This window comes from Aeromonas sp. QDB20 (genome assembly GCF_027707805.1).
Classification (GTDB): domain Bacteria; phylum Pseudomonadota; class Gammaproteobacteria; order Enterobacterales; family Aeromonadaceae; genus Aeromonas; species Aeromonas dhakensis.
On sequence record NZ_JAPCJC010000005.1, the window covers coordinates 327267 to 349898 of the forward strand.

The following is a 22632-nucleotide window of genomic DNA, read 5'->3' on the forward strand; positions in this document are numbered from 1 at the left end:
CCTCACAGGTTACAAACCCGGCTCAGCCAGCCGTAGGCATTGGCCTCCTGCGACTCCTGACGCTCAGCCAGTGTGATGCAGTGGGCAATTCGAAGGGAGTTAACAGCCTCGGCCAGCAGGCGCTTGCCACCGGTGCCGCGCGCCTTGACATAACTCTCCAGCGCAGAAAGAGAACGGGGCCCGATGGCCCCGTCAGCTTTCACGTCTGGATAGAGTTTTTGTCGATCGTTCAACACATTCAGCAGACGCTGGAGGTCTTTTGCTGCCCGCCCGGGGCCGGAGTTGACCCCATAGTCAAACAGGTAGGTGGCCAGATCGGCATCAATCACCTCGATGGATGAGAGCTGCAGCTGGTCCCAATAGGAGGTGTATACCTTTACCGCCTCATCCTTCGGGTAGTCACGCATGTTTCCGGCGTAGCCGAACTGGCGAGCAGTGGCTTGAGTCACCCCCCAGCGAGTCGGGCCGCCGCGGTCCTCTGCGCGATCAGTGAACTTGTCACCACCCTCGCGCTGGATCACCTCGTCAATAACCTGCAGGCGAATACCCATCACTCTTTCCCCCCAGTCATCCAGCCGGTTGCCCGACGCTCGTAAAGCTCCAGGGCCTTCGACCCCATCAAGCCAGCCAGGCCAGCCATGAAGCCGCACAACGGGAGCGGGGCTGCGATGTACCAGCTCAGCAGCATGGTCAACATCCCGGCGAACCCTGACACCACCACCTGCAGCAGCGCCTCGGCCCATCGGAACTGCCTTCCCTCGCGTTTCACCGTCTGTATGTAGGTCACAAGCCCTCCCCATACGCTCAGCCCGCCGAATGCCAGATAGGCGAGCACGCTGTAGTTCTGTGGATCCTTGTCAGGCGTCATCGCCCCTCCAGAAACGACAAAGCCCGCACGAGGCGGGCCAGAAATGAAAAAGGCCAGGGTCACGGGGACTCTGGCCATCTTTGAGCAATACTAACGCCGGGGAGGGGTGGATTCAATCACTGCGTCTATTCATGGGGTTGCGCCTGCTCGGCGGCGAACTCTCCGCACCTAAGCCGCCCGCATCTCCCTCACCTGTCGGTCCATGATCTTTGACAGGTCTGACGCCTGGTGGATCACCTCATCAACAGCACGCTCTACGGCCTGCCTCATCTCCTGCCCGAACCGGCGCGACACCAACTCTACGTGTGGCACGACCCGGCCGGTGCCGTGGCACTTCGGGCAGCCGTCACCCTTGCGCGGGCGGATCCCGGTGCCATTGCAGTGCGGGCAGCGCCCTGACTGCATCATCTCGGCGACACAGTGGTCATTGGCCAGGGACAGGATCTCGTTCCGCTCAGCCAGAAGGCGCTGGTACTCGTGATCATTGCCGGACCGGTGGGCGCGCTTGGCCTTCTCCATCACCACGGCGGCCCGGCGGCGCTCCTTGTCATAGTGAGGGTGGCAAAGTACCAGGTGATCCAGCTGCTCAGGCAGCGGGCGGCGCAGCAGGATAGCCATGGCCATGCCACCGGCATCGCTGCTGCCAAGAGTGGTGCAGAAGTGGGCCAGCAGCGACGCAAGGGCTTGTTCATCCCCCAGGTGGTCAGCCATAAGGAACTGAAGTCCTTGCGGGTTGCTCTTTGCGGCCACCTGCAGGGCTCCCAGAAACTCCTCCCTCCCCAGCGTACTGGAGCGACCAGACGAGGGTTCATGTAGTGCGCCTTTCGGTGAGAAAAGGCGCAGAGCCATTTCGATAGAGTTGGTCATGGTTTGGTCCTCTGGTCTGGGTCCTGATTGAAGGCGGCGAGCAGCCAGGCGCGCAACTGGCCGGATTTGATGTGTTCCGGGGTAACTTCCAGCACGGTCCACCCGAGCAAGGTGGCCTCGTTCATCTTGGCACGGTCCTCTACGAACCCCCTCCCCCGGGTGTGCCGGCCACCGGAGTGGATCCCGCCGTGGACCTCAAGGGCGAGCTTCTGCTCCTCCCAGGCGTAGTCGAAGCGCCATTTGCGCTTGGGGTGAAACAACAGCTCGGTGGCGGGGTCAGGTAGGCCGACCAGCTGGGTCAGCACCTTGTCGTGCAGGGACGTGACCTGCTGCGCCTTGCGCACCTGGTTGGCTGCGCTCCTGACCTTCGGGCTGCTACCAAGCAACCGGGTCGCATCGAGGGCGGTAAGGTGGATCATGCCGCCCTCCCGATGGTGTTCTTGCGCAGTTCGGTGACTTCTCTGGCTACCTGCTCCAGCAGGGCCTCCTCGCTGCCGTGCTCCTGCTGCCATGTGAGCGGTGCGGCGTGGAAGCCGGTGGGGTAGCAGGCGCGATGATGGCGAGGGCAAAGAGGCAGCACCTGGGTGTGAGCAGAGCGCTGCGCCATCCCGGCGCCAGAGCGCACATGGTGAATTTCGGCGAGGCTCGCCCCCAGGCCAGCATTTCGGCAAGCAATGCAGCACAGAGAGCTCACATCGTCCAACCACTGCTTATCAGCCTTGGTCTTGCTCATGCTGCAGCCCTCCCGTAGGCCGCCACCCAGTCGAAACCTCGGCGGGATTCATCCCCGAACTTCACGCCCTGCTGGGCGCCGAAGGATTGGGCCAGCTCAATGAGATCGCGCATCTCGCGCACGGTCATCTTGGAAGTGGACTTACCCAGCACCACGAAGCCATTGCCGTCGATGTTCGGCACCACGTCCTGCTGGTACAGGGCGGCGGAGAGAACGTGCTTCCAGTCCTCCTTGGAGAGCTTGCGGCCGTGCCAGTTGACCTGCTCGGCGATGTCGGTCATTACCGCCCAAAACAGAGAGTTCTGGGCCAGGCTGCGGGTCATCTCCTTGATTTCGAGGACCAGCGGCTTGTTCTGGTCAACCGGCAGACTTGCTACCAGCTGGCAGGCGCGTGCGCGGATTTCAGGGCTGCGCAGGAAGTGCTTTGGATATTGGCTCATCCTCACCCCCGCTTGGCTTTGTTGCGGCGCTTGGCGGCGGCACGCTGGCGTTTGGCGGCCCGGTCATTGCGCGGATTGGGGATGCAGAAGCCATGTCCAGGCTTGAAATCAAGCGGGTTGAACCAGGGCGATTGGGCAGCAGTGGCGGCCAGAACGGCTGCGATAGCGTGGGTGAATCTCATGCTGCCACCGCCTTAGCCGCAACGGCCTCGGTGGTGGGAGGCAGCGCGATGCGGTAATGCCACACCTGCTTGCCGTCGATGACCTGATTGCTGGAATGCTTCACCCAGCCGTAGCAGCAAACTTCACGCAGTCTGGCGCTGATGGCGGCCTGGGTGTCGGCGTGGCCGTAGCGGCTCCAGCACTCGCGCTCGATGTCGCGCAGGGTGCGGGCCTTGCCGTCGCTCATGATGGATATCACGCGCCCCAGCTGGGTCGCGATGGATAGATCTCGGGTATGTGGTTTCGTCATGGTCAGGGTCCTTTTGGTCAAGCTGCCGGGTGGTCTAGGTCCGGCAGAGTCATGGTACGGCGCAGTACCTCTGGTGTCACTGGTTGGCAAGGCCCTCCCTTTCAAAGTTATCCACAGCCCCAAACGTGTCACCACCTCGCAACACCAGCACTGGCGCGGCTCTCAGTCGAGCAGCCTCCTCCGCCACTTGCTCCGGCGTCGTGCTCTGCACCAGCCAATGCCCTGCGCCACGCTGCTGATCGGTGTGGCCCAGTGCGGCGATCTCGTCGGCCACCTCGAGCTGTACCCGCTCCCCGCACCAGCCCCACACGGCCGGATAGATCACCACCCGGCAGAATTTCGCGGCCTTGACCGCGGCGATCACGTCTTGGTTGAACATCCCTAAATCCTCCCTGTGATGGTGTAACCGCGCTGGCGGCGTTCGGTGAGTATCCTGTCCAGCTCAACCTGCACCGCCTCGCTCGTCACGTCGCCGTCACGCTGCAGCACAATCACGGTCGCCTCCATCTCGCATGCCCTGATGGAGATCACCAGCCTTGACTCCCGGGCTGGCGCAGCCGTGGCTGGCTGCCGGCGCAGTATCTCTGCCCGCACTTCTGCCGGGCGCGGAGCGAACTGGCGCTCCACATCGGCCGCCATGTCCTGCACCACCTCCCGGATCTGGGCTGGAGTGAACCCGCGCAGCACGCCACCCCAAGCCAGCGCCACGCCGCGGGCATTGGCATCCAGCTGGTTGGCACTGGCAGGCCAGCTCCCGGCCATCAGCGGCAGCAGCTCCTCAGCGATGAATGCGGCCATGCGGGCGCTCATGGCGGGCGCATCCTGGTTGGCTGGCAGTGCGGTCACGTTAGAGGGGAGTGTCGTCGTCATAGCTGACAGCTCCCGATTCGATGAGACTGCGCGCCTGCTGCTGGGCGGCGGCAATGTTGGACATCGGCTTGCGCTTACCCTCGAAGCCCTCCCACTCGCCGTTCAGGCAGCGCGGGCGACCGATCTGAACCCAGCGTTGGGCGCCAGCCAGGTACCCGGCGAACTTCTGCGGCGCAAACAGGGTCATTGGCCGCAGGTATTCGGCCATTTTCAGGTTTGCGGACCAGTGCTCGCGCTTGAAGTCGATCACCAGTTGCAGATCGGCCACGGAGTAGCCCTCCGCCAGTCTGGCGTTGATGTTCTGCAGGGTGGTTGGCTTGGCCTGATAGCGGCGATTGCATGCGGCGTTGAGGTGGTTCAGCACAGCCAGAGAATCCGCTGATGGCTCTGCCGTTTTTTTAGCCGGTTTTGTTTCGTCAGAAACAGAACAAGAGATCTGTTTATTATCTTCAGAGTTTATATTGTTATTAATGATAAGATCTTCGGCATGATACTCCGCACCTAACTCCGCGCCGCTGAGTTGGTGATCACCCTCTAACCCCATATCTGGCGCGCCCTCAAACTCCGCACCATACTCCGCGATAAAGTGTTGCGAAACTCCGCGCTGATAAGCGTCGAAATTCAGCAGGCTGATGATGGTGTAACCACTCTTGCCCTGCTTGGTCGTCCTGCTGATCGCTCCCTCCTCATCGAAATAGTCCAGCGCCCGGCGAGCCTGATCCTCAGATACGCCACACGCTTTCCCGAGCGAACGAGCAGAGCAAGCCAGCTGACCACGATGAATGGTGAGGCGGTTGCCATTGAAGGTGACTTCACGGCTCTCGTAGGCCGCATCCAGCAGCAAATGCAGCCACACGGACTTCTTGGCTACATCCTTGTACCAGGGGGCATTCAGCATCGACGAGTAAGCGAGGCGGAAGCCATTGCGGGCATTTTCGCTCACGTTGCTACCTATGCTGATAGGTTTGGAAATGGGGGCGCTGGGCCCCGGGAATTTGATAACGGCGCTCATGCCGCCACCTCCTGCTCGGTGTAGGCGCAAGCCGGGCACTCAAAGGCGCGGTCATCGTTACCGGATTGCAGTTCACCGCCACACAGCGGGCAGTGGTTGAGGTCGTTCAGCAAGGGGTGGCCCCCATGGGCCATGGTTGAATTGGTCATTGTTGGGTCCTGTGGTGTTTAAGCTGCCCGGTGGTGAGGCGGGCCAGGGAAGTTAGGCGCTAGGCTGGTTCTCGGCGCGTTCAAGGGTGCGAGCCTCAAGCTCGCGGGCCAGGCGCAGGGCCTGCCGGTCGGTACCGGCGGCATGCGCAGTCGAAATCAGCGGCTCATCGAGGGCCAGGGCCAGCTCATGCATGACCGATTTCAGGATGATGTTGTCCCGATCGCTGACATGCTGGGATGCCGGGCGCGGCGGACGGTGTTGCATAGTCATGGGGTTACCTCCCGAGGACGAAGTTGATGAGTTTTTGCAGGGGGCGCAGTGGGCGCTCCTCGTTGTAGGCGGCCTCGTCTTCCTGGCTGAACTGGAGCAGGCCGCGCTCGGGCAGGCCGGAACCTTCCAGGATTTCCTCGACGGTGACGGGCGGGAATCCCTGCTCGAGCAGGCTTCGATTGGCCCGTTTGACGGCCCTCGCCAAGATGCCGGGCTCGTGCTGAGATATGGCCTTGAGCAGGATCAGCAATGAAGCGCGCGCAAATGCGGTTTCAGTCATGCCACACTCGGCGCCGACTTCCTGCCATACCTGGCGCTGGGCTGGGGTGCCGCGCACCCGCAGCGGGGAGCGGGTGCTCATATTTTCATGATCTGGGAGCGATACTCTTCCCATGGGGTTGGTCCTCTATGTTGGGTGGAAAAGCTGGCCGGTGGTCAGGCGGCGATGGGCTTCAAATAGCCAAGGTCGATCAGGCGTCGGGTCAGCCACTGCTGACCTTTGCCGGTCACCATGGGCGTGAAGGTGGGGACGGTCTCATCGTTGTGGGTGCGGGTACCCTCCTTGACGGTGAAGTACCCACGATCGATGTAGTCCTGAAACGGCAGGTTGTGCCGGTTCCCGCCACTCATCAGGATGCGATGCTCACGCAGCGCCCGAAACAGCACGTTCTGGCCGAGCCCGACGGCGCGGGCGTAGTTGCCGATATTCACGCCCTTGTCGTCACCGGCAACGCGATCGGCAAATGCCACCTTGGGTGCCTGAACCGCCAACAGATGGTTTTTCTGCTCCACTTCCAGCGCAAGGCGTCCGGCCTCAAGCAGCGCGGCGGCATAGGTCTGCGGGATCTGCGGCCCCTGCTGGGATTCCAGCTCCTGCCAGCGCTTGATGATCGCCATGCGCAGGGCGGCACTGTAGCCAGCAACAAGGCAGAGGGTTTCTTCCTTGGTCAGCAAAAGGCACGGCTGGGTGCGACCTCTGCCGTCTTTGTAATCGGCTGGCTTTTCAGCCGATTGAATTTCGACCAGCATTTTGCGGATATCGGCCAGAACGTTCTTGTGCTCTTTCCCTGTCAGTTCGGCGATCTCAACGCTGCTCATGGTCTGGTCGTTGTTGATAAGGCTCAAATTGGTCATGGTTTGGGTCCTGTGGATGGTTGAGTGGCTGGTTAGGCGGCTTGGTCTTGGGTCTTGCTGAGGGAGTAATCCTCCAGCCCCAGTCGCAGCTCGCCATTGCTGGCCAACACAAACTGGACGGCATGCTGGGCCGGGACAATGCCCTTGTTCAGCTTCCTCCACTTGGTGAAATTTGATTGGCTCGTGCCGATGGCGTTGCACGCCTTGGCCGCATTGCCAAAGAACTTGGTTACATCGTCGATACGCATAGGTGGTCCTCGTGTGGGTGGTATATATCACCACCGATTATCTTGCTCGCAGGCAACTATTGCAAGCAATTCGTAGCACTCAGGCAAAACCTTCCTTGATAAACTTCAAACAACAAGAGTTAACTAGGTGAAAGGACAATGAATTTCTCGCAACGCCTTGAAGCACGGATGAAAGAGCTTCATGTAAGCGCTGCCGAATTGAGCCGCCGAACAGGGATTTCACCGGCAGCTCTCAGTAGGCTTCTTTCAGAACCTGGCCGAGAGATTCGAGCCAGCAGCTTGATGAGCATCGCTAAGCAGTTGAAGGTTGATCCCGTTTGGCTTTTTCTCGGGCGCTCGGCTGACAGCCTGATCCGCGATATCGAAGCTGGCCCAGGCATGGTGCCGGTGTGGACCATGGCTGGATTGCATGCCGACCCCGTTATAGATGCCTGGCCCCACGCAGACACAGGCCGCAAGCTGGCTACAGAGAGGGACGGCCACCTGATAGCCGTGGTAGCTGACAATGATCAACTGGCTGACGCGGGTATTACGCCCGAGGCATTATGCTTGGTCGATCTCAACGACAGTAAGCCGGAACACAACAAGATCATGCTGGCCAAGGTGGACGACAGGTTTATGTTTCTACGCGCCATCAAGGGGTTGCCAGGCTGGTGCTATGGGGTGGATGACCCTCGCGCTGGCTCTCTCACCGATAAGCAACTACTACTCGTCGGAAAAGTTATCGAGATCCGACTCCCCTCGTAACCCCGCTTCCGGCATACAATCCAACAGCCCGCCACTTGGCGGGTTTTTTTATTGCCCAACAAAAAACAAAATTTACCATAGTCACCATATTGACCTTTGATTGCCCACAGGCAATAATCAGCTCATTCCAAAGGTGGCAACGTGTGTTGCTGAATGGAAATGGTGACGGGTTGACCAGTCACGCGGGCTAATGAAGGAAGTAAGAGAAAAACCAAGACCGGTGGTGGTGAGGAAGTGACCATGAAAACGCTAGGGCAGAGAATTCAAGAAAGGCTGGACGAGCTGGGCATAAAACAAGCAGGGCTGTGCAGGTTGTCAGGTGTGAGTAAGGCCGCGATGAGCGAGATCATCAACAACTCTGAACGTGATCTTCGAGCCGTCTCACTCTTTGCCATCGCATCCGCCTTACAGGTCGATCCGGTCTGGCTTTACACCGGTCAGACTGGCGACGAGTGGCAAGCCAAGCATGGGGTTAGCGAAGCGAAAGCCTCACAGCTAAAGCAGAAACAGCGCAAGACACTGCCGCGACTTAATCGCAGCAAGTTTTACCCGCGCACATTTTTTAACTGAATTCAGTACCACCCGGCAACAGGACCCGGCCCCTGACCAGGGCAGAAGTGAGGCGCCTGACCAGCGCGTAAGAACGACAAAGCCCGCACAAGGCGGGCTTCGAAGGACCGGGTACCACCCGGTCAGTGAAAGCCGGGGGACCAACCCCAGCAACAGGACCCGACCAAGCCAAAGCAAGGAAGGGGTTAACGAGGACCACCCGCTAACAACGGAGACTGTATCATGACCAGACGCATTTTTTCCAGAGCCGCGAAAAGCGCCGACCAGATCGTAGCCGCCATCGCCGACCGCCTGAACGGCAACGCTGCTCGCCGCCGAGCCATCAAGCAACGCTTGGCGGTTGCCATGATGGCCACCGAGCGGCACCAGCTCGTCGCAGCCCGAGCAGCCCAGTCTGCCAAGGTGCGCACCCTGACCGCCATGAAATGCCGCGCCCTCCTCCACTGGCGGGCCGAGTTCCACCGCAACGCCATCTGACCCGGGTCTGGCGCTTCCCTCATAGCGCCGTAGCCAAGACGCATTTAATAGACACCGCGAGTGTGTCTTGGCTTCTTGCAGCCTGAATTCAGGATTGCACCGCTCTTTAACAATTCGGATTGGGCAGTCACCGCTCGCAATCTGCTGGCCCGGCAGATCGCCATTAACCCGTCAAACCGGAACATGGCGCTGGAAGGTGACAGCTAGCCACTGGCAACAGTGGCCAGCCTGGAGCCCCTTGCACCAGGGGGTTGCAGGCTGACAGCCGCCCCAAACAGATCCATAATACCCCCTTCGAAACAAGGAGGGGTTATGAATCGAGTCGGGGGTTGGATAGGAGCGGTGTTGCTTGGGGTGTCGCTACTCTGGTTGCCAGTAGTACAGGCAAATGGAACACAATGGGATATTCCCAAAATAACGAAAGATGCTGAAGGAGGATTAAGCCAAGCTCAAGTTCTCCTTGCGCATTTACATCACAGTGGTATAGGCACGCCTCAAGACTATGGACAAGCTTTTAGCTGGTATCAAAAGGCTGCCGACCAAGGCGACGCTAACGCTCAAGAGAGTCTTGCAGGAATGTACGATCGAGGTGAAAGCGTACCTCGCAGTGATAAAAAAGCGATGTTCTGGTATAGCAAGGCTGCCGAGCAAGGTAGTCCATTCGCGCAATTCAAGCTGGGCCTGAAGTATGACGATGCAAAAAACTACAAGCAGGCGATAAACTGGTGGCGTAAATCAGCCGACCAAGGCTATTCATATGCTCAAGTTAATCTTGGCACGATGTACGCCCAAGGTTTGGGGGTCACCAAAAACAATAAACAAGCGGTACAGTGGTTCCGAAAAGCCGCTGAACAAGGTGTTTCAGACGCCCAGTTCAAGCTGGGCCATCAGTACAAAAATGGTCTAGGTGTCACGAAGAGTGATAAGCAAGCGATGGATTGGTGGCGTAAAGCTGCTGAACAAGGTCACCCAGTTGCTCAAGGGGCCATTGGTGCATGTTACGGTGATGGATCCGGTGTGCCACAAAATTATGTCCAAGCCTATGCGTGGTTTTCTGTTGCCGCAGCAAATGGCGTGGAGGAATTCGCAAAATCTCGCGATAAAGTTGCAAAGCTTCTCACCCCAGAACAATTAGCCAAAGGCCAAGAGTTGGCCGTCAGCTACTTCGAGAAATACCAACCAAAGTAGTCGTTACAACGACCACCAGACCAAGCCCAGCAACCGCTGGGCTTTTTCATGGATTGACAACCATGCCAATGTTTCTGGATACTATAAAAGCAACGGCAAAATCCGTTGCCGGGATTGGAACCCCGAGCCTACAGAAGCGCATGACACGCGCCAGCGTGTTTTTTTATGCGTAGTCCAGTAGTACCCGCAATTTCTGTTATGGCGGGCTGGGCGAGGCAGCCGCAAGGCTGGCCGGGTTCTTCTGTAGCCGGTAGTTCCAACCTCGTTCAGTTCGCCACCAATGCAGAGATTGGAACCTCTCGGTGGTGATTCACTTCTACAGGAGAATCGCACCATGAACACTCAAGCTATTGCCCCCGCCACCATGCAGAACCTCGTCGCCGTCGTCGAAAGCGGCGCCCTGATGACCACCTCGCTCAAAGTCGCCGATGCCTTCGGCAAGCGCCACGATAACGTGTTGCGTAAATTGGAATCTCTCAGTTGCTCACCTGAATTCACTGCCCTCAATTTTGAGGAGAGTGAATATACAGATACCACAGGCCGCAAACTGAGCATGTGGAACATGACCAAAGACGGCTTTATCTTCCTGGTGATGGGCTTCACCGGCATCAAGGCGGCCGCCATCAAGGAAGCCTATATCGCCGAGTTCAACCGCATGGCTGATGAACTCCACCGCCGCGAGTTGGAGCAGTATTCGCTCGAAGACATCCCCTTCCCGCCCGTTGCCAGCGAACTGCACAAATGCAGCGGGCAGCAACTAGCCAAGGCCCTCTGCCACAAGCTGGGCGCCACCCGCTACATGCTCAGCATCGAGCCAGACAGCGGCAGCATGAGCGGCCGCCACGGCGGGGATAGCCTCACCCTCTGGCCGGTTGCCGACTGCGCCCACGTCATTGACCCCACCGACCCGCGCGACATGCAGCGCATGCTCGACCTGATGAGCAATGACGACCTGACCGACTTGATGAAGCTGACCCTGGCTTCCGTCACCCGGCGCACCAAATCGCTGATGCAGCCACGCTAACCAGCGCCAGTTTCAACCAACAACCCCAGCCCTCGTGCTGGGGTTTTTGTTTTTAACCACCACAGGACCCAGACCATGAAAAATCTGACCGAAGCCCAGTTGATGGGCTTTCGCGGCGCGATGGTGCCACCCACCCGCCGCAAATATGACGTAGACGCCGCCCCATCCGCCGAGCAAAAGCGGATGGCCAAGACCAAGGCCGCCACCCGCCGCGCCATCGAGGAGTATCACGAAGCGCGAGCCCTGCAACTGGAAATGGAGATGTAGCCATGACCAACGAAACCGCCCTGCTCGCCCTGCTGGAGAGCCGCGAGGCCGAGGCCGAGGCCAACGCCAAGGCCGAGTGGATCACCGAGTGGATCGCGGCCAACCGTCCCCTGCTACTGGCCGGGGAACTCGATACCGACCTGTCCACCCTGCTGGCCGAGGTGAACCACGACCAGGGCCTGCAGCTCAACCAGGCGATGTTCCTGCTGATGACCGAGGGCGATCCTGCCCCGCTGATGCAGCTCACCAAGCAGCTGATGGACGCCGCCCTGGCCGCCCTGGCCAAGGAAGCATGGGGTTATCACCTCGCCGCCCTGCACGACGCCATGAGCGAGGAGCAATGGGAGCAGTACCAACACAGGAGCGCAGCATGAATGCCATCGCCGACACCTCCACCGCGCACCCACTGGGCCGGGTGTTCGGCCTCTCCAACGAGGAGTACCACGCCGGCCCCGGGGTCAGCAAAAGCCAGCTCGACCAGATCGCCGAAAGCCCGGCCACCTACATCTGGGCCAAAAACGCCCCGCTCGATGAAGAGAAGCTCAAGGCCTTTGACATGGGCAGCGCCATCCACTGCCTACTGCTGGAGCCCGACGAGTTCAAAGACCGCTTCATCATCGCCCCGCCGTTCAACCGCCGCACCAACGCCGGCAAGGAAGCAGAGGCCGAGTTTCTGGCCAACTGCGCCGAGCTCGGCAAGACGGTGATGGATGCCGAAGAGGGCCGCAAGCTCTACCTGATGCGCGACAGCGTGATGGCCCACCCGGATGCCCGCTGGCTGCTGGAACAAGAGGGGCACAGCGAGGCCTCCTTCTACTGGATTGACCCCCAGACCCAGGAGCTGTGCCGGATCCGACCAGACCGCCACCTGAGCAATCACCCCATCATGATCGACGTGAAGTCGGTGGACGATATGGGGCGCTTCGAGCGCCATGTCGAGGACTTCCGCTACCACGTGCAGGATGCCATGTACTCCGAAGGCTACCACCGGGTGATGGGCGAGCAGCCGGATTTCGTCTTTCTGGCGGTCAGCACCAGTGTGAACTGTGGCCGCTACCCGGTGCGGGTGCGCCCCCTGACGGATGACTGGAAGGATGCGGGCAAGGACCTGTTCCGCCGCGACCTCCATCGCTTCCACGACTGCCGGGTCAACAACGACTGGCACGACTTCAAACCCCTCCAGCGCCCAGCCTGGGCGACAAGGAAAGCAGCATGAGCAACATCACCAGCATCAAGCAGCAGGCGGCCGATAACTTCGCCGCCCAGTTCCCCATTCTCGTCCAGCGAGGCATCGACGAACCGACCTGGAACGCCCTGTGTAACACCATCTACCCGGGAGCCAACCCCGATTCGGTGGTCATGGCTATCGACTACTGCAAGGCTCGCGGCCTGGACATTCTGCTCAAGCCGGTCCACCTCGTCCCCATGCAGGTGACTGATGCCCGCTCCAAGGAGAAAGTCTGGCGGGATGTACCTATGCCCGGGATCGGCATGTACCGGATCCAGGCCGATCGCTCCGGCAACTACGCGGGGGCCGACGAACCCGTGTTCGGACCGGATGTGACCGAGGAGTTCCAAGACCCCTACAACCAAAGCGCCAAGATCAAGGTCACCTACCCGCAGTGGTGCAAGTACACCGTCTATAAGATGGTCAACGGCCAGCGGGTTGCCTTCCACGCCCTGGAGCGCTGGAAGGAGAACTACGCCACCCAGAGCGGCAAGACCGAGTGCCCCAACGCCATGTGGCGCAAGCGGCCCTATGCCCAGCTCGCCAAGTGCACCGAGGCGCAGGCGCTGCGCAAGGCCTGGCCGGAGATCGGAAGCGAGCCCACCGCCGAGGAGATGGAAGGGAAGGAGATCATCATCAACGAGATCCCCGGCAACCAGCCACAGCAGGCGTCCCCAGCGAAGAGCCGCGCCCTGGATGCCATCCGTGGCCAGAGCACCGAACCGGTCACCCTGGAGCACGAGCAGGTGGCCGAACCCGCCCAGGCCGACCACGCCAGCGCCTACGCCGACCACTGCGCCGCCATCGAGGGATCCGGCGACACCGCCGAGTGGCAGCAGGCCTACACCACGGCCTGGACCTGGGCCAACGAAACCGGCGACCAGAACATCATTGCCGGTATCAAGCAGATAGCCGGCGAGCGCAAGAAACAGCTCAGCCAGCCGCAAGCGTAACCAACCACCTCAACCCATCCAGCCCGCCAACCAGCGGGCTTTTTATTGCAGAGGACAAAAGTATGGGAACCAGAAATCTTACCTGCGTTGTCGTTGATGGCGAATACCGGATTGCCCAGTACGGGCAATGGGATGGCTACCCGAGCGGACAAGGCGCAACTGCGCTGCAGTTCCTGCTCAGCATGAACCGTGAAAGCTTCATCACCAAGCTGCGCGCAGCCAGGTTCGCAACAGATGAAGACCTTGATGCCATTCAGGCGGAGCTTGACGCTGCCGCGCCGGGTTCAAGCAGCAGAATGATGGCTGAAGGTGGCAAGTACCAGCAGTTCAGCCGGGATCTAGGCGCCAACATCCTCAACATCGTCGCCAAAGCTGAACCAGGCATCCTGCTGAAGGATCGCCGCAGCTTCGCCGCTGACTCCCTGTTCTGCGAGTGGGCCTACGTGGTGGACTTCGATAAGGGCACCTTCGAGGTGTTTCAGGGATTCAATGAAGCGCCGGTGCCGGAAGGCGAGCGCTTCCACTGGATCACCTCAGATGACCCGTCGCCGGGCTACTACCCGGTTCGTCTGGTCAAGACCTACCAGCTTGATGCGTTGCCGACCCATGCTCAGTTTCTTGCCGACCTAGAGCCGCAAGGCGAGGAATAGCAATCAGTTAGCATCTTCTACTGGCCCGCACTCTGCGGGCCTTTTCAACCCCAAGGACCCGCCATGACCGAACAAGCCACTGTCGATAAAACCAAAGCAGACAACACCCAAGCCCAGCTGGTTGTCATCGAACCCACCACCGCCGTCGCCCTGTTCACCGAGGGCCAGGGCGTGGCTGAACTGCTGGCCGACATTCGCCAGAAGGCAACCAGCCTGGTACCCGACATCACCACCGCCAAGGGCCGCAAGGAGATCGCCAGCGTCGCCCATGCTGTCGCCCGCACCAAGACCTACCTGGACGGGCTCGGCAAGGAGCAAACGGACAAGTTCAAGGAGATCCCCAAGCGCATCGACGCCAACCGCAAGCAGATCCGCGACACCCTGGACGCCCTGAAAGACGAGGTGCGCGCCCCGCTCACCCAGTACGAAGCGGCAGAGGAGGCCCGGGTGGCAGCACTGCAATCCCGACTGGCCCGCCTCAATGAACTGGGATCCTCTGCCGGTATCGAGATCGCCGCCGCCGACCTGCAGGTCATGCTGCAGGAGGTCGAGCAGAACGCCCTGGACGACTCCTGGCAAGAGCTGCTGCCCCAGGCGACCGTTGCCAAGGAGCTCGCAACCAAGCGCCTCGGAGAGGCCCTGGCAGCCCGCCAGAAGTACGAATCCGAGCAGGCAGAGCTGGAGCAACTGCGCCAGAAGCAGGCCGAACAGGATCGCATCGACCGCGAGCGCCTGATAGTCGAGCAGGCGGCGGAGCAAGCCCGCCGGGAGGAAGAAAATCGCCAGCGCCTGGAGCGTGAAGCCGCCCAGCACCGCGAGCAGGAGGCCCAACGCCAAGCCCAGGTGGCACAGCAGGCTGCAGAGCAGGCCCGGCGTGATTCCGAAGCCGCCGAGCTGGCCCGCCAGCAGGCCGAAGCAAACGCTGCACGCCAGGCGGAAGAGGCCGCCGCCCGGGCAGCAGAGCAGGAACGTCAGCGCATCGCCGACGAGCAGCGCCAGAAAGCCGCAGAGGATGCTGCGCGCTCCGCCGACATGGAGCACCGCCGCACCATCAACAACGCCATCCTGATGGACCTGATGGGCCTGGGGATCGATGAGGGGAAAGCCATCAACCTCATCAAGCACATCGCCAGCAACAAGATCGACCATCTGACCATCAACTACTGATCACCCGCCCCGCCGCCAACGGGGCCCTTGCACTCCCAGAGGACCAACCATGACCACGCTGAACCCCAGCGAGGCTACCAGTCTCGCCCTGAACACCCTCACCAGCCAGATCCGCAACATCCTGCTGATGCCGGACGGCCCGGCCAAGGCCGCCATCGGCAGCTTCGAAACCCTGCTCAACGCCAACCTGACCATGATCAGCGAGGCGGCCAACGCCCACATCGACGAGTTCAACACCCTGATCGGCGAGCTGGAAGGCCGGGATGGCGAGCTGCTCACCCAGGCTGCCCTGGTCAGCCAGCTGCGCCAGCAGGTAGCCGAAGCCGAGCAGCGCATTGCAGCAGCACGGCAAGAAGGCGCCGCCGAGCTGGAGGTCATGGCAGACGAGCTCTACAAGACCCAGCGCATCCTGAACGATGTCCAGACCAAGTACGGCGCCCTGCAGTACGCCACCCGCCAGCTCGAGCGTCAACTGGCCGACCTCAACGCCATGGATCCGGCAGGCATGAAACGCCGCATCAAGGAGAAGAACGAGCTGCTGGAGGAGCAGCGCACTGCGATCGCCAAGCACAAGAGCAACGAAGCCTCCTACCGTGCGGAAGTGTTAAAGCTGGGGCGCCGTATCAGTGAGCTGCTGAGCGCCATCAACGAGCAGGATCGCGAGCTGGAGCGCCGTCACACCGTCATCATGGAGCTGGAGAGCGCCCGAGCCGCTAAGCTGATCTGGCACAAACACCTCGGCAAAACCTACAAGGGTGAGGATGGCACGCTCTGGGACGTATACATGGTGGATCATGGCCTGAAATCAAACCTCCCCTACCTCATCAACGACCTCAGCTGGAAGCTGCACGCCATGAAATCCGATGGCTCCGGCTGCTCGGTCATGCTGAGCCAGTGGATGAACCCCATCTACCCGGCGCCCTATGGTTCCGGGGCCCCTGATGCCATGACGCAGGACATCTTCGCCTTCATGCAGGAGGCACTGGAGCAGAGTCACCCCCACCTGCAACCCCGCACCGAATGGGCCAAGACAGTCAGCATCCATGAATGCGGCCTACCGCCGCGCACCATCAAGCCGCTGGAAGAGGCCGGGATCGACACCCTCTACAAGGTGATGAGCCACCAGGGGAACAAGCTGGACAAGGTGAAGGGGATCGGCCAGAAGCTGGTCGGCCAGATCGTCTATGCCTGCGAGCTCAAGGTGAAGCTGTGGGAGGAGCAGTTCGCCGCCAGCAAGCAGGAAGAGCAACACCAGGAGGCAGCATGAGCCTCTACCGCCACCGCGGCATGGTGCAAGACCGCAAGACGAAACCGCTACTCCAACAACGCCAGCGAAAACGCGACGAGATAGAGCGCCGCCAGCTGGCCAGCCAGCTTGGCATCGACCCCAAGGAGGTGCGCTGATGGCGATCCTGATTGATAGCGGCACCCCGGCCAGCGACAAGAACTTCTGGGCCACCACCTGGGAGTGCTTTGCCGATGCGCAGGCGCTCTACGGACGCAACTTCGAGTGCGATATCGCCGCCGAGCCGCTCACTGCCAAGTGCAGCCACTACTTCACCAGCCACCTGCTGCTGGAAAAGCTGCTGGACTACCGCACCCGTGATGATGTTCGCGCCCAGATACGCGAGGCGGAGCAGGCAGGCACCATCTGTATGGGCATCGACAGCCTCAACCTTGACTGGCCAGAGCACTGGTGGTGTAACCCGCCGTTCGACCTGAAACCTGAGTTCATCACCCAGGCCCGCCAGCAGCAAGCCAATGGCAGGCCCGGGATGATGCTGCTGCCATACGAGCCGCTGACAACATGGTGGCGCCGCTTGCTGGCCGAGGATGTGATCATCTACGAGCCGGATGGCCGTTATCAGTTCTACGAGCGCGATGGCGCAACCAGAAAGAGCGGAGCCAACTTCGGTTGCGCCCTGATTGCCTTCCCCACCATGAAGGTGGGTGCATCCCCTCGCATCCCCTTTGTGCGCGGCATTGGCTCTAAGCGCGCGGCCTGATACCCCCAACCCATCCACCGCCATCCCCACAGAAACGGTGGACAAGTCGAGGAACCCCATGAAAGCCACGGAAAACCCCTACTGCGGCGCAGTAGTCATCGGGTTGGGCGTCGTCATGCCCCATCCCAAGCAGCCCGGCAAGTTCGTCCTGCCAGGCGGCATCACCTGCGACCGGCAAACCGCCGAGGCCGCAGCCAAGAAGCTCCACGACCTGCAGGCTAAAGCCCGCAACTAACCGACCAAAGGACCCAGACCATGTGGTTTAAAAACCTTCAAGTTTACCGCTTCACCCGCCCGTTAGAGTTGACCGCCGAACAGCTGGAAACCCAACTAGAGGCGTGCGCCTTCACCCCCTGCGGCAGCCAGGATGTTTCCCGCTTCGGCTGGACCCGCCCACTCGGCAAGTTCGGCAGCACCCTGACCCATGCCGCCGCCGGCCAGATCCTGCTGTGCGCCCGCCGCGAGGACAAGATCCTGCCGACAACCGTCATCAAGGAGGCGCTGGCAGAGAAGGTGGAGGCCATCGAGTACGAGCAGGGCCGCCCCCTCAAGAAGAAAGAGAAGGAAGCGCTCAAGGAAGAGATCATGCACACCCTGCTGCCCCGCGCATTCAGCCGCACCAGCCAGACCTTCGCCTGGCTCAACCCGGCCGACGGCCTGCTGATGGTCGATGCCTCCTCCGCCAAGAAGGCGGATGACGTGCTGGCCCTGCTGCGCAAGTCCATCGGCAGCCTGCCGGTGGTGCCGGTGGCGCTCAAGAACCCACCCGAGATCACCATGACCGAGTGGCTGAGCAAGAGCATCGTGCCCGCCCCGTTCCTGCTTGAAGACGAATCCGAGCTGCGCAGCGCCATGGAGCACGGCGGGATCGCCCGCTTCAAGCAGCAGGATCTGATGACCGACGAGGTAAAAAACCACCTCGCCAATGACAAGCTGGTGACCAAGCTGGCCCTGAGTTGGGGCGAGAGAATCAGCTTCGTGCTGGGCGATGACCTCTCCATCAAGCGCCTGAAGTTCAGCGAAGAGCTGCGCGAACAGAACGACGACGTGACCAGCGAAGATCCCGCCGCCCGCCTGGACGCAGACTTTGCTCTGGTGACCGGCGAGCTCTCCCAGTTCATCCCGGCCCTGTTCAATGCGCTGGGTGGTGAGGAGGCTCCGCTATGACCGACATCACCATAACCGACACCAAGGAGGTCTGGGTGGTTTACACCAACACCGACCTCACCGAGGGGCGTGGGCATGAGTACCCGATCCACGTCTGCGGATCAGCATCCACCGCCGCACGCATGGCGACACGCAAGGGCGTCCAGGGGAGCGACGCCAACGTCAGCAAGGAGATCGCCGTGAAGGTGCGCGGCAGTTGGCTGGCGCCGGTGAGCATCATCGAGCCCAACGACGCAGATCGCCGCGCTGACGCGCTCAACGCCGAGCGCCTGCGGGTGATGGACAAGGCCCGGGCCGCTGGCCTGACGGACGACGAAATCAGAATGCTGGGGGATGTATGAACGAACACACCAAGGGCCTGCTGCGGGTGGGCCATTCCGGGGCGGTTGTGGCAGACCACCCCGTCCCAGAAATGAGCGGCAGCGATGCCGTCGAATACTACGGCGGCCACTTGGTCGCCGAGTCAGTCACCGCCGCCAATGCCCGGCGGCTGGCAGCTTGCTGGAATGCCTGCGACGGTTTCACCACCGAAGAACTAGAAGCTCACACCGGGCCTCGCCTCCTGCGCGCTCGCCTTGAGGGTGCATTCGCTAGAATCGACGAGCTGCTTAGCGAACGGAATCGGGTTGGCATTGATATCAGTAGTGCCATTCTCTCCGGCATCGTCCCAGACCGTCACCCTCTGCGCTCGCGACTGGAGTTGCTGGCCAATCACCACAAGCGTGAACTGGAACTGGCTGAGCAACTCAAGGATGCCACCCGGCAGATAGCTGCATTGGCTGACCCGCTTCGCGATGCTAATCAGTACATAGAAGAATCGATCCCAAGCTGCATATCGGAGTATCACAGAGGATGCGATTTGACAGATCGTATCAATGCCGCGCTGGCTGGATCTGCGCAAACCACGCCGAAGCCTGGGTGCGGTTGTCGAACCTGTCACCCGCTAACCATAAACGATATGCGCTTCGTAATATGCCCAGACTGTGGCAACAAGCGCTGCCCGCGGGCCAGTGACCACCGTAACGCTTGTACTGGCAGCAATGAAGCAGGCCAGGCAGGTAGTAGCGCGTTCGCAGCCGCACCAACGCAGCCAAGGAGGTGAGCCGTGCGATTCCGCGAGCCCATCATCCAGCCCGGACTGACCCGCGCCGAAGCCGAAGAGACCCGCGCCAGATACCTCCGCATCAACCCCGGCGCCCGGGTCACCATCGACAGCCAACCCGATAATCCCCAGCTCAAGACCCTGATAGCCCACCTCCCCGTCCTGCCCCTCCGGCAGGTGTTGGCACCGGGCTTTATCGGGTACCGCGGCTGGCGATCATAACCAGAGCCCCGGCAAGCCCGGGACTTTTCCATAGTATCAGCCACCAAGGGTTGACTGCGCAGTGTTGCCTGCAAGATACTTTGCATAATTCAAATGAATCATCAACTAACAGGGTTAACCATGTCTGTCTTTGCGGTCATCACATCAAATGAACCAGAAAAGCTTGGGGCGCTTATCCCCGCAAAGCTGGCGCCGCAAGACTTTCACAAAGTGGACGACCGGACTTGGTTTGTAAACGCACCGGGTACTATCGTCACCCCCAAGGAACTCTCCGATTTTCTGGGAGTGAGTCAAGGGGCCGCCGGTCTCGTGCTTGTCTTGCACATCACTACCTACTACGGCTATCACTCCAAAGAAACGTGGGATTGGCTGACTGTGAAAGGGGCGTAACGATGGTGAACCCAGATCGCATGCATTCCGACGGCGTTAGTCCGCAAGCCGAGGGCCCCCCTAACAAAGGAACGGAGAATCGCCAGATCCAATGGCTAATTGAGGGCGTTTCAGCCCTGAAAGCCAGTCAAGAGACGCTAGCTGCCGACATCAAAAGTAACAAAGACCACTTCAGCATTCAGCTTGACCATAAGCTGGAGTTACTAAACGTCACCGCTGCTCAAAATAACGACGCAGCTGCAGCGAAGCTAGCTCATATCGACGAGCGGTTGACCGAGCGGCATCGAGCTCTTGAAGACAAAATAAGCAATAATCATCAGCTGTTGATAGCTAAACTCGACGCGATGGAGCACAAGGTGGGCAAGGCGCATTCAGATACTCGCTTTGATACAATGAAGTGGATCATCGGCATGATGGTAGGCATTCCTGCCAGCGCATGGACTATTGTCAGAATCGTGGATGCCTTTGCTAAATAGCTCAGAATATTTGCCAAAGCCCAGCTTATAAGCTGGGCTTTTTGTTTTTCAATTACGATTCTCTAAAGAATTAACGGCCCTTCCTTCAATTCAACCGGCGCCTCATCCTCTGGAGCAGGAGGGCCACACCATGCAACAACTTCAACTGACCATCGACCAGGATAGCCAGCTACTCAACGACCTGGTCAGCACCGTGCGCTCCCCCACCCTTTCCCGATCGGCCAAGCTCGCCGAGATCGGCCGCATCCTAGCGCACTTCGATCTGCCTATCGAAGCGCCCCGGGTTGCCGGCCAGCTCTGGAGCGCCACCGACCTGGGCAAGGAGCTGGGGGTCAGTGCCCAGGCCATTGGACGGCTGGCCAACCAGCACCAACTCAAACGCCCGGCGTTCGGGGAGTACCGTCTTGACCAGGCGGTCAGCAGCAGGAAGCAGGTTGAATGCTTCCTCTACAACCGAGCAGGCCGGGATGAAATCACCAGACTGACGAGGACCAACAACCATGGGAACAGCAGCAGACCCGGCGCAAACCCACATTCAGGGCCAGCTCATCATAATGAGAATGCCTGACGCCATCCCGCTCAGCACCTACCTGAGCACTATCGAGCTCACCGACCGGGACACCATCAACAAGCGGATCCAGCGCGGTATCTGGCAACTGGGGGTGCACATCGTCAACGTGGACGGGGTGAAGGAACGTTGGGTCAACATCGCGGAGGTAACCAAGTGGGCAATGAAAAACAGCTCCCACGCGGCGTGAGCCTGCGCGGTGAGACCATCAACATCACCTTTACCTTCAAGGGGGTTCGCTGCCGTGAGCCCCTGTCCAACCTGCCCAACACCACGGCAAACGTGCGCTATGCCTCCCGCCTGCTCGGCGAGATCCAAGGCAAGATAGAGCGTGGCCAATTCGCCTACGCCGACTACTTCCCGAAGTCAAAGAAGCTGCGGATGTTCGGCGGCGCCTCGATCGCCGCCAAGGTGGCCGACTACCTGGACGAGTACCTGCAGCGTTGCGAGCGCCGGGGGCTGAGCCCATCCACGATGGTTGGATACCGCAAATGCCACAAGGCGCTGGCCGATCTGCACGGGATCACCGTCTCGGAGCTGACCCCCGCCCAGGTGAAAAACTGGCTGATCAGGGGAGGCACTACCGCGAAGACGGCCCGCAACCGGCTGTCGTTCCTGCGCAGCGCCATCGACGAGGCGGTCACGGATGGGTTACTGGCATCAAACCCTGTTTCGCTGGTGACCGTTTCCCGATATTTGGACGGGAGTTCAGTTCCCGAACAGGGAACCAAGGACGTGGACCCCTTCACCCCGGAGGAGGTGGCCGCCATCATCTCAACAGCCCACGGCATCAATGAGCAGTGGGCCAACCTGTTTTCCTTCGCTTTCGCAACCGGGATGCGGCCGTCTGAGCTGTGCGCCCTGCGCTGGGAGGAGATCGACTGGGTCGGTAACACCGTGCAGGTGTCGCGCGCCAAAGTGGTCGGGGTCATCAAGACCACCAAGACCCGGGCCGGGACTCGCACCATCGAGCTGACCAGCGAGGCGCTGGCGGCGCTGACCAGCCAGAAGCGCTTCACCTTCATGCGGGGGGAGTATGTCTTTGACGACCCCAAGCTCAACCAGCCCTGGGCCGGGGCCGACGCCATCAGGAAGAAAGCCTGGCTCTACACCCTCAAGCGGTCCGGCGTTCGCTACCGCCACCTCTACCAAACCCGCCACACCTTCGCCACCGCCAACATCAGCCGCGGCTGCAACCTGTTTTGGCTCTCCACCCAGATGGGACACAAGGGGCCAGAAATGCTGTTTCGGCACTACGGATCCTACCTTGCCGAGTACGACGGCCAGACAGCAAAAGCGCCAATCCTGATCCAAAATCCAACCGGAAAATAAAAAAGCCTTATAGTTCAATTGGTAAAGCTGCACA

Annotated in this window: 40 protein-coding genes; 24 read left to right on the forward strand and 16 right to left on the reverse strand. The window is 60.5% G+C overall.

The features are described from left to right. Nucleotides 1–2: 2 nt before the first annotated feature. The 16 genes from PG897_RS08925 to PG897_RS09000 form a co-directional block, all read right to left on the reverse strand. On the reverse strand, nucleotides 3–551 hold the full coding sequence (locus tag PG897_RS08925) for a glycoside hydrolase family 108 protein (RefSeq protein WP_270828917.1): 549 nt from the start codon (nucleotides 549–551) through the stop codon (nucleotides 3–5). Beyond that, nucleotides 551–868: a phage holin family protein gene (locus tag PG897_RS08930; protein ID WP_270828918.1), complete on the reverse strand. Its 318-nt coding sequence runs from the start codon at nucleotides 866–868 to the stop codon at nucleotides 551–553. Before PG897_RS08930 ends, PG897_RS08925 begins: the two co-directional genes overlap by 1 nt. Nucleotides 869–1036: 168 nt before the next feature. Next, nucleotides 1037–1735 carry a TIGR02642 family protein gene (locus tag PG897_RS08935; RefSeq protein ID WP_182954114.1) on the reverse strand — a complete coding sequence of 233 codons (699 nt, stop codon included), beginning with the start codon at nucleotides 1733–1735 and terminating at the stop codon, nucleotides 1037–1039. Continuing rightward, complete coding sequence (locus tag PG897_RS08940; protein WP_270828919.1) at nucleotides 1732–2154, reverse strand: hypothetical protein; 423 nt, start codon at nucleotides 2152–2154, stop codon at nucleotides 1732–1734. The genes PG897_RS08935 and PG897_RS08940 overlap by 4 nt, the downstream gene beginning before the upstream one ends. Further along, nucleotides 2151–2468 (reverse strand): Ref family recombination enhancement nuclease, encoded by a 318-nt coding sequence (locus PG897_RS08945; protein ID WP_045789807.1) that lies wholly within the window; start codon nucleotides 2466–2468, stop codon nucleotides 2151–2153. The genes PG897_RS08940 and PG897_RS08945 overlap by 4 nt, the downstream gene beginning before the upstream one ends. After that, on the reverse strand, nucleotides 2465–2908 hold the full coding sequence (locus PG897_RS08950) for a recombination protein NinB (RefSeq protein ID WP_270828921.1): 444 nt from the start codon (nucleotides 2906–2908) through the stop codon (nucleotides 2465–2467). Before PG897_RS08950 ends, PG897_RS08945 begins: the two co-directional genes overlap by 4 nt. A 2-nt stretch (nucleotides 2909–2910) precedes the next feature. Then, a complete protein-coding gene (locus PG897_RS08955; RefSeq protein WP_264098071.1) occupies nucleotides 2911–3090 on the reverse strand; it encodes a hypothetical protein in 180 nt (59 codons plus the stop codon). After that, nucleotides 3087–3380, reverse strand: a complete 294-nt coding sequence (locus PG897_RS08960; protein WP_045789804.1) for a hypothetical protein — start codon at nucleotides 3378–3380, stop codon at nucleotides 3087–3089. The genes PG897_RS08955 and PG897_RS08960 overlap by 4 nt, the downstream gene beginning before the upstream one ends. Before the next feature lie 76 nt (nucleotides 3381–3456). Beyond that, complete coding sequence (locus PG897_RS08965) at nucleotides 3457–3759, reverse strand: hypothetical protein (RefSeq protein ID WP_210538413.1); 303 nt, start codon at nucleotides 3757–3759, stop codon at nucleotides 3457–3459. 2 nt (nucleotides 3760–3761) lie between these two features. Further along, the gene (locus PG897_RS08970; RefSeq protein WP_111873656.1) at nucleotides 3762–4190 is read right to left on the reverse strand and encodes a hypothetical protein; all 429 of its coding nucleotides are present in this window, start codon (nucleotides 4188–4190) and stop codon (nucleotides 3762–3764) included. A 37-nt stretch (nucleotides 4191–4227) separates the two neighbouring features. Continuing rightward, nucleotides 4228–5262 carry a conserved phage C-terminal domain-containing protein gene (locus PG897_RS08975; protein WP_270828922.1) on the reverse strand — a complete coding sequence of 345 codons (1035 nt, stop codon included), beginning with the start codon at nucleotides 5260–5262 and terminating at the stop codon, nucleotides 4228–4230. Continuing rightward, nucleotides 5259–5411 carry a hypothetical protein gene (locus PG897_RS08980; RefSeq protein ID WP_193399780.1) on the reverse strand — a complete coding sequence of 51 codons (153 nt, stop codon included), beginning with the start codon at nucleotides 5409–5411 and terminating at the stop codon, nucleotides 5259–5261. Before PG897_RS08980 ends, PG897_RS08975 begins: the two co-directional genes overlap by 4 nt. A 52-nt stretch (nucleotides 5412–5463) precedes the next feature. Continuing rightward, complete coding sequence (locus PG897_RS08985) at nucleotides 5464–5682, reverse strand: hypothetical protein (RefSeq protein ID WP_202040094.1); 219 nt, start codon at nucleotides 5680–5682, stop codon at nucleotides 5464–5466. Nucleotides 5683–5686: 4 nt separating this feature from the next. Continuing rightward, entirely contained in the window at nucleotides 5687–6076 is a 390-nt protein-coding gene (locus tag PG897_RS08990) for a hypothetical protein (protein ID WP_201955732.1), read from the reverse strand. Between the two features lie 41 nt (nucleotides 6077–6117). After that, nucleotides 6118–6816: a phage regulatory protein/antirepressor Ant gene (locus PG897_RS08995; protein ID WP_270828924.1), complete on the reverse strand. Its 699-nt coding sequence runs from the start codon at nucleotides 6814–6816 to the stop codon at nucleotides 6118–6120. A 32-nt stretch (nucleotides 6817–6848) separates the two neighbouring features. Continuing rightward, nucleotides 6849–7064, reverse strand: coding sequence for a hypothetical protein (locus tag PG897_RS09000; RefSeq protein ID WP_143237276.1), 216 nt, complete (start codon nucleotides 7062–7064; stop codon nucleotides 6849–6851). Nucleotides 7065–7202: 138 nt separating this feature from the next. Between PG897_RS09000 and PG897_RS09005 the strand changes: the two genes are divergently transcribed. From PG897_RS09005 to PG897_RS09120, 24 genes are all read left to right on the forward strand, one after another. Then, nucleotides 7203–7811 (forward strand): helix-turn-helix domain-containing protein, encoded by a 609-nt coding sequence (locus PG897_RS09005; RefSeq protein WP_270828925.1) that lies wholly within the window; start codon nucleotides 7203–7205, stop codon nucleotides 7809–7811. 240 nt (nucleotides 7812–8051) lie between these two features. Beyond that, nucleotides 8052–8381, forward strand: coding sequence for a helix-turn-helix domain-containing protein (locus PG897_RS09010; protein WP_270828926.1), 330 nt, complete (start codon nucleotides 8052–8054; stop codon nucleotides 8379–8381). Nucleotides 8382–8603: 222 nt separating this feature from the next. After that, nucleotides 8604–8858 carry a hypothetical protein gene (locus tag PG897_RS09015; protein WP_270828927.1) on the forward strand — a complete coding sequence of 85 codons (255 nt, stop codon included), beginning with the start codon at nucleotides 8604–8606 and terminating at the stop codon, nucleotides 8856–8858. Nucleotides 8859–9170: 312 nt separating this feature from the next. Continuing rightward, entirely contained in the window at nucleotides 9171–10046 is an 876-nt protein-coding gene (locus tag PG897_RS09020; RefSeq protein ID WP_270828928.1) for a tetratricopeptide repeat protein, read from the forward strand. A gap of 334 nt (nucleotides 10047–10380) precedes the next feature. Next, nucleotides 10381–11070, forward strand: a complete 690-nt coding sequence (locus tag PG897_RS09025; RefSeq protein WP_270828929.1) for a Rha family transcriptional regulator — start codon at nucleotides 10381–10383, stop codon at nucleotides 11068–11070. A 75-nt stretch (nucleotides 11071–11145) separates the two neighbouring features. Next, nucleotides 11146–11337: a PA3496 family putative envelope integrity protein gene (locus tag PG897_RS09030; RefSeq protein WP_270697312.1), complete on the forward strand. Its 192-nt coding sequence runs from the start codon at nucleotides 11146–11148 to the stop codon at nucleotides 11335–11337. A gap of 2 nt (nucleotides 11338–11339) precedes the next feature. Continuing rightward, nucleotides 11340–11711, forward strand: coding sequence for a hypothetical protein (locus PG897_RS09035; RefSeq protein WP_270828930.1), 372 nt, complete (start codon nucleotides 11340–11342; stop codon nucleotides 11709–11711). Then, complete coding sequence (locus PG897_RS09040; protein ID WP_270828931.1) at nucleotides 11708–12553, forward strand: PD-(D/E)XK nuclease-like domain-containing protein; 846 nt, start codon at nucleotides 11708–11710, stop codon at nucleotides 12551–12553. Before PG897_RS09035 ends, PG897_RS09040 begins: the two co-directional genes overlap by 4 nt. Continuing rightward, nucleotides 12550–13518: a phage recombination protein Bet gene (gene bet / locus PG897_RS09045; RefSeq protein WP_270828933.1), complete on the forward strand. Its 969-nt coding sequence runs from the start codon at nucleotides 12550–12552 to the stop codon at nucleotides 13516–13518. The genes PG897_RS09040 and bet overlap by 4 nt, the downstream gene beginning before the upstream one ends. Before the next feature lie 62 nt (nucleotides 13519–13580). After that, the gene (locus PG897_RS09050; RefSeq protein WP_270828935.1) at nucleotides 13581–14168 is read left to right on the forward strand and encodes a hypothetical protein; all 588 of its coding nucleotides are present in this window, start codon (nucleotides 13581–13583) and stop codon (nucleotides 14166–14168) included. A gap of 63 nt (nucleotides 14169–14231) precedes the next feature. Continuing rightward, entirely contained in the window at nucleotides 14232–15335 is a 1104-nt protein-coding gene (locus tag PG897_RS09055; RefSeq protein ID WP_270828936.1) for a hypothetical protein, read from the forward strand. Between the two features lie 49 nt (nucleotides 15336–15384). Next, entirely contained in the window at nucleotides 15385–16602 is a 1218-nt protein-coding gene (locus PG897_RS09060) for a hypothetical protein (RefSeq protein ID WP_270828937.1), read from the forward strand. Then, a complete protein-coding gene (locus PG897_RS09065; RefSeq protein ID WP_162901894.1) occupies nucleotides 16599–16739 on the forward strand; it encodes a hypothetical protein in 141 nt (46 codons plus the stop codon). Before PG897_RS09060 ends, PG897_RS09065 begins: the two co-directional genes overlap by 4 nt. Next, entirely contained in the window at nucleotides 16739–17341 is a 603-nt protein-coding gene (locus PG897_RS09070; RefSeq protein WP_180911581.1) for a DNA N-6-adenine-methyltransferase, read from the forward strand. The genes PG897_RS09065 and PG897_RS09070 overlap by 1 nt, the downstream gene beginning before the upstream one ends. Before the next feature lie 58 nt (nucleotides 17342–17399). Beyond that, on the forward strand, nucleotides 17400–17576 hold the full coding sequence (locus PG897_RS09075; RefSeq protein ID WP_180911580.1) for a hypothetical protein: 177 nt from the start codon (nucleotides 17400–17402) through the stop codon (nucleotides 17574–17576). 20 nt (nucleotides 17577–17596) lie between these two features. After that, on the forward strand, nucleotides 17597–18508 hold the full coding sequence (gene rdgC, locus PG897_RS09080) for a recombination-associated protein RdgC (protein WP_270828938.1): 912 nt from the start codon (nucleotides 17597–17599) through the stop codon (nucleotides 18506–18508). Continuing rightward, nucleotides 18505–18849, forward strand: coding sequence for a hypothetical protein (locus PG897_RS09085; protein ID WP_219143824.1), 345 nt, complete (start codon nucleotides 18505–18507; stop codon nucleotides 18847–18849). The genes rdgC and PG897_RS09085 overlap by 4 nt, the downstream gene beginning before the upstream one ends. Further along, nucleotides 18846–19610: a hypothetical protein gene (locus PG897_RS09090; protein ID WP_270828939.1), complete on the forward strand. Its 765-nt coding sequence runs from the start codon at nucleotides 18846–18848 to the stop codon at nucleotides 19608–19610. The genes PG897_RS09085 and PG897_RS09090 overlap by 4 nt, the downstream gene beginning before the upstream one ends. 3 nt (nucleotides 19611–19613) lie before the next feature. Beyond that, nucleotides 19614–19832 (forward strand): hypothetical protein, encoded by a 219-nt coding sequence (locus PG897_RS09095; RefSeq protein ID WP_270828940.1) that lies wholly within the window; start codon nucleotides 19614–19616, stop codon nucleotides 19830–19832. Nucleotides 19833–19952: 120 nt separating this feature from the next. Further along, the gene (locus PG897_RS09100; RefSeq protein WP_270828941.1) at nucleotides 19953–20222 is read left to right on the forward strand and encodes a hypothetical protein; all 270 of its coding nucleotides are present in this window, start codon (nucleotides 19953–19955) and stop codon (nucleotides 20220–20222) included. Nucleotides 20223–20224: 2 nt separating this feature from the next. Next, entirely contained in the window at nucleotides 20225–20698 is a 474-nt protein-coding gene (locus PG897_RS09105) for a hypothetical protein (RefSeq protein WP_270828942.1), read from the forward strand. A 130-nt stretch (nucleotides 20699–20828) separates the two neighbouring features. Further along, nucleotides 20829–21266, forward strand: a complete 438-nt coding sequence (locus PG897_RS09110) for a hypothetical protein (protein WP_270828943.1) — start codon at nucleotides 20829–20831, stop codon at nucleotides 21264–21266. Then, complete coding sequence (locus PG897_RS09115) at nucleotides 21259–21456, forward strand: hypothetical protein (RefSeq protein WP_042642185.1); 198 nt, start codon at nucleotides 21259–21261, stop codon at nucleotides 21454–21456. The genes PG897_RS09110 and PG897_RS09115 overlap by 8 nt, the downstream gene beginning before the upstream one ends. Then, the gene (locus PG897_RS09120; RefSeq protein WP_270828944.1) at nucleotides 21423–22598 is read left to right on the forward strand and encodes a site-specific integrase; all 1176 of its coding nucleotides are present in this window, start codon (nucleotides 21423–21425) and stop codon (nucleotides 22596–22598) included. The genes PG897_RS09115 and PG897_RS09120 overlap by 34 nt, the downstream gene beginning before the upstream one ends. Nucleotides 22599–22632 lie beyond the last annotated feature (34 nt).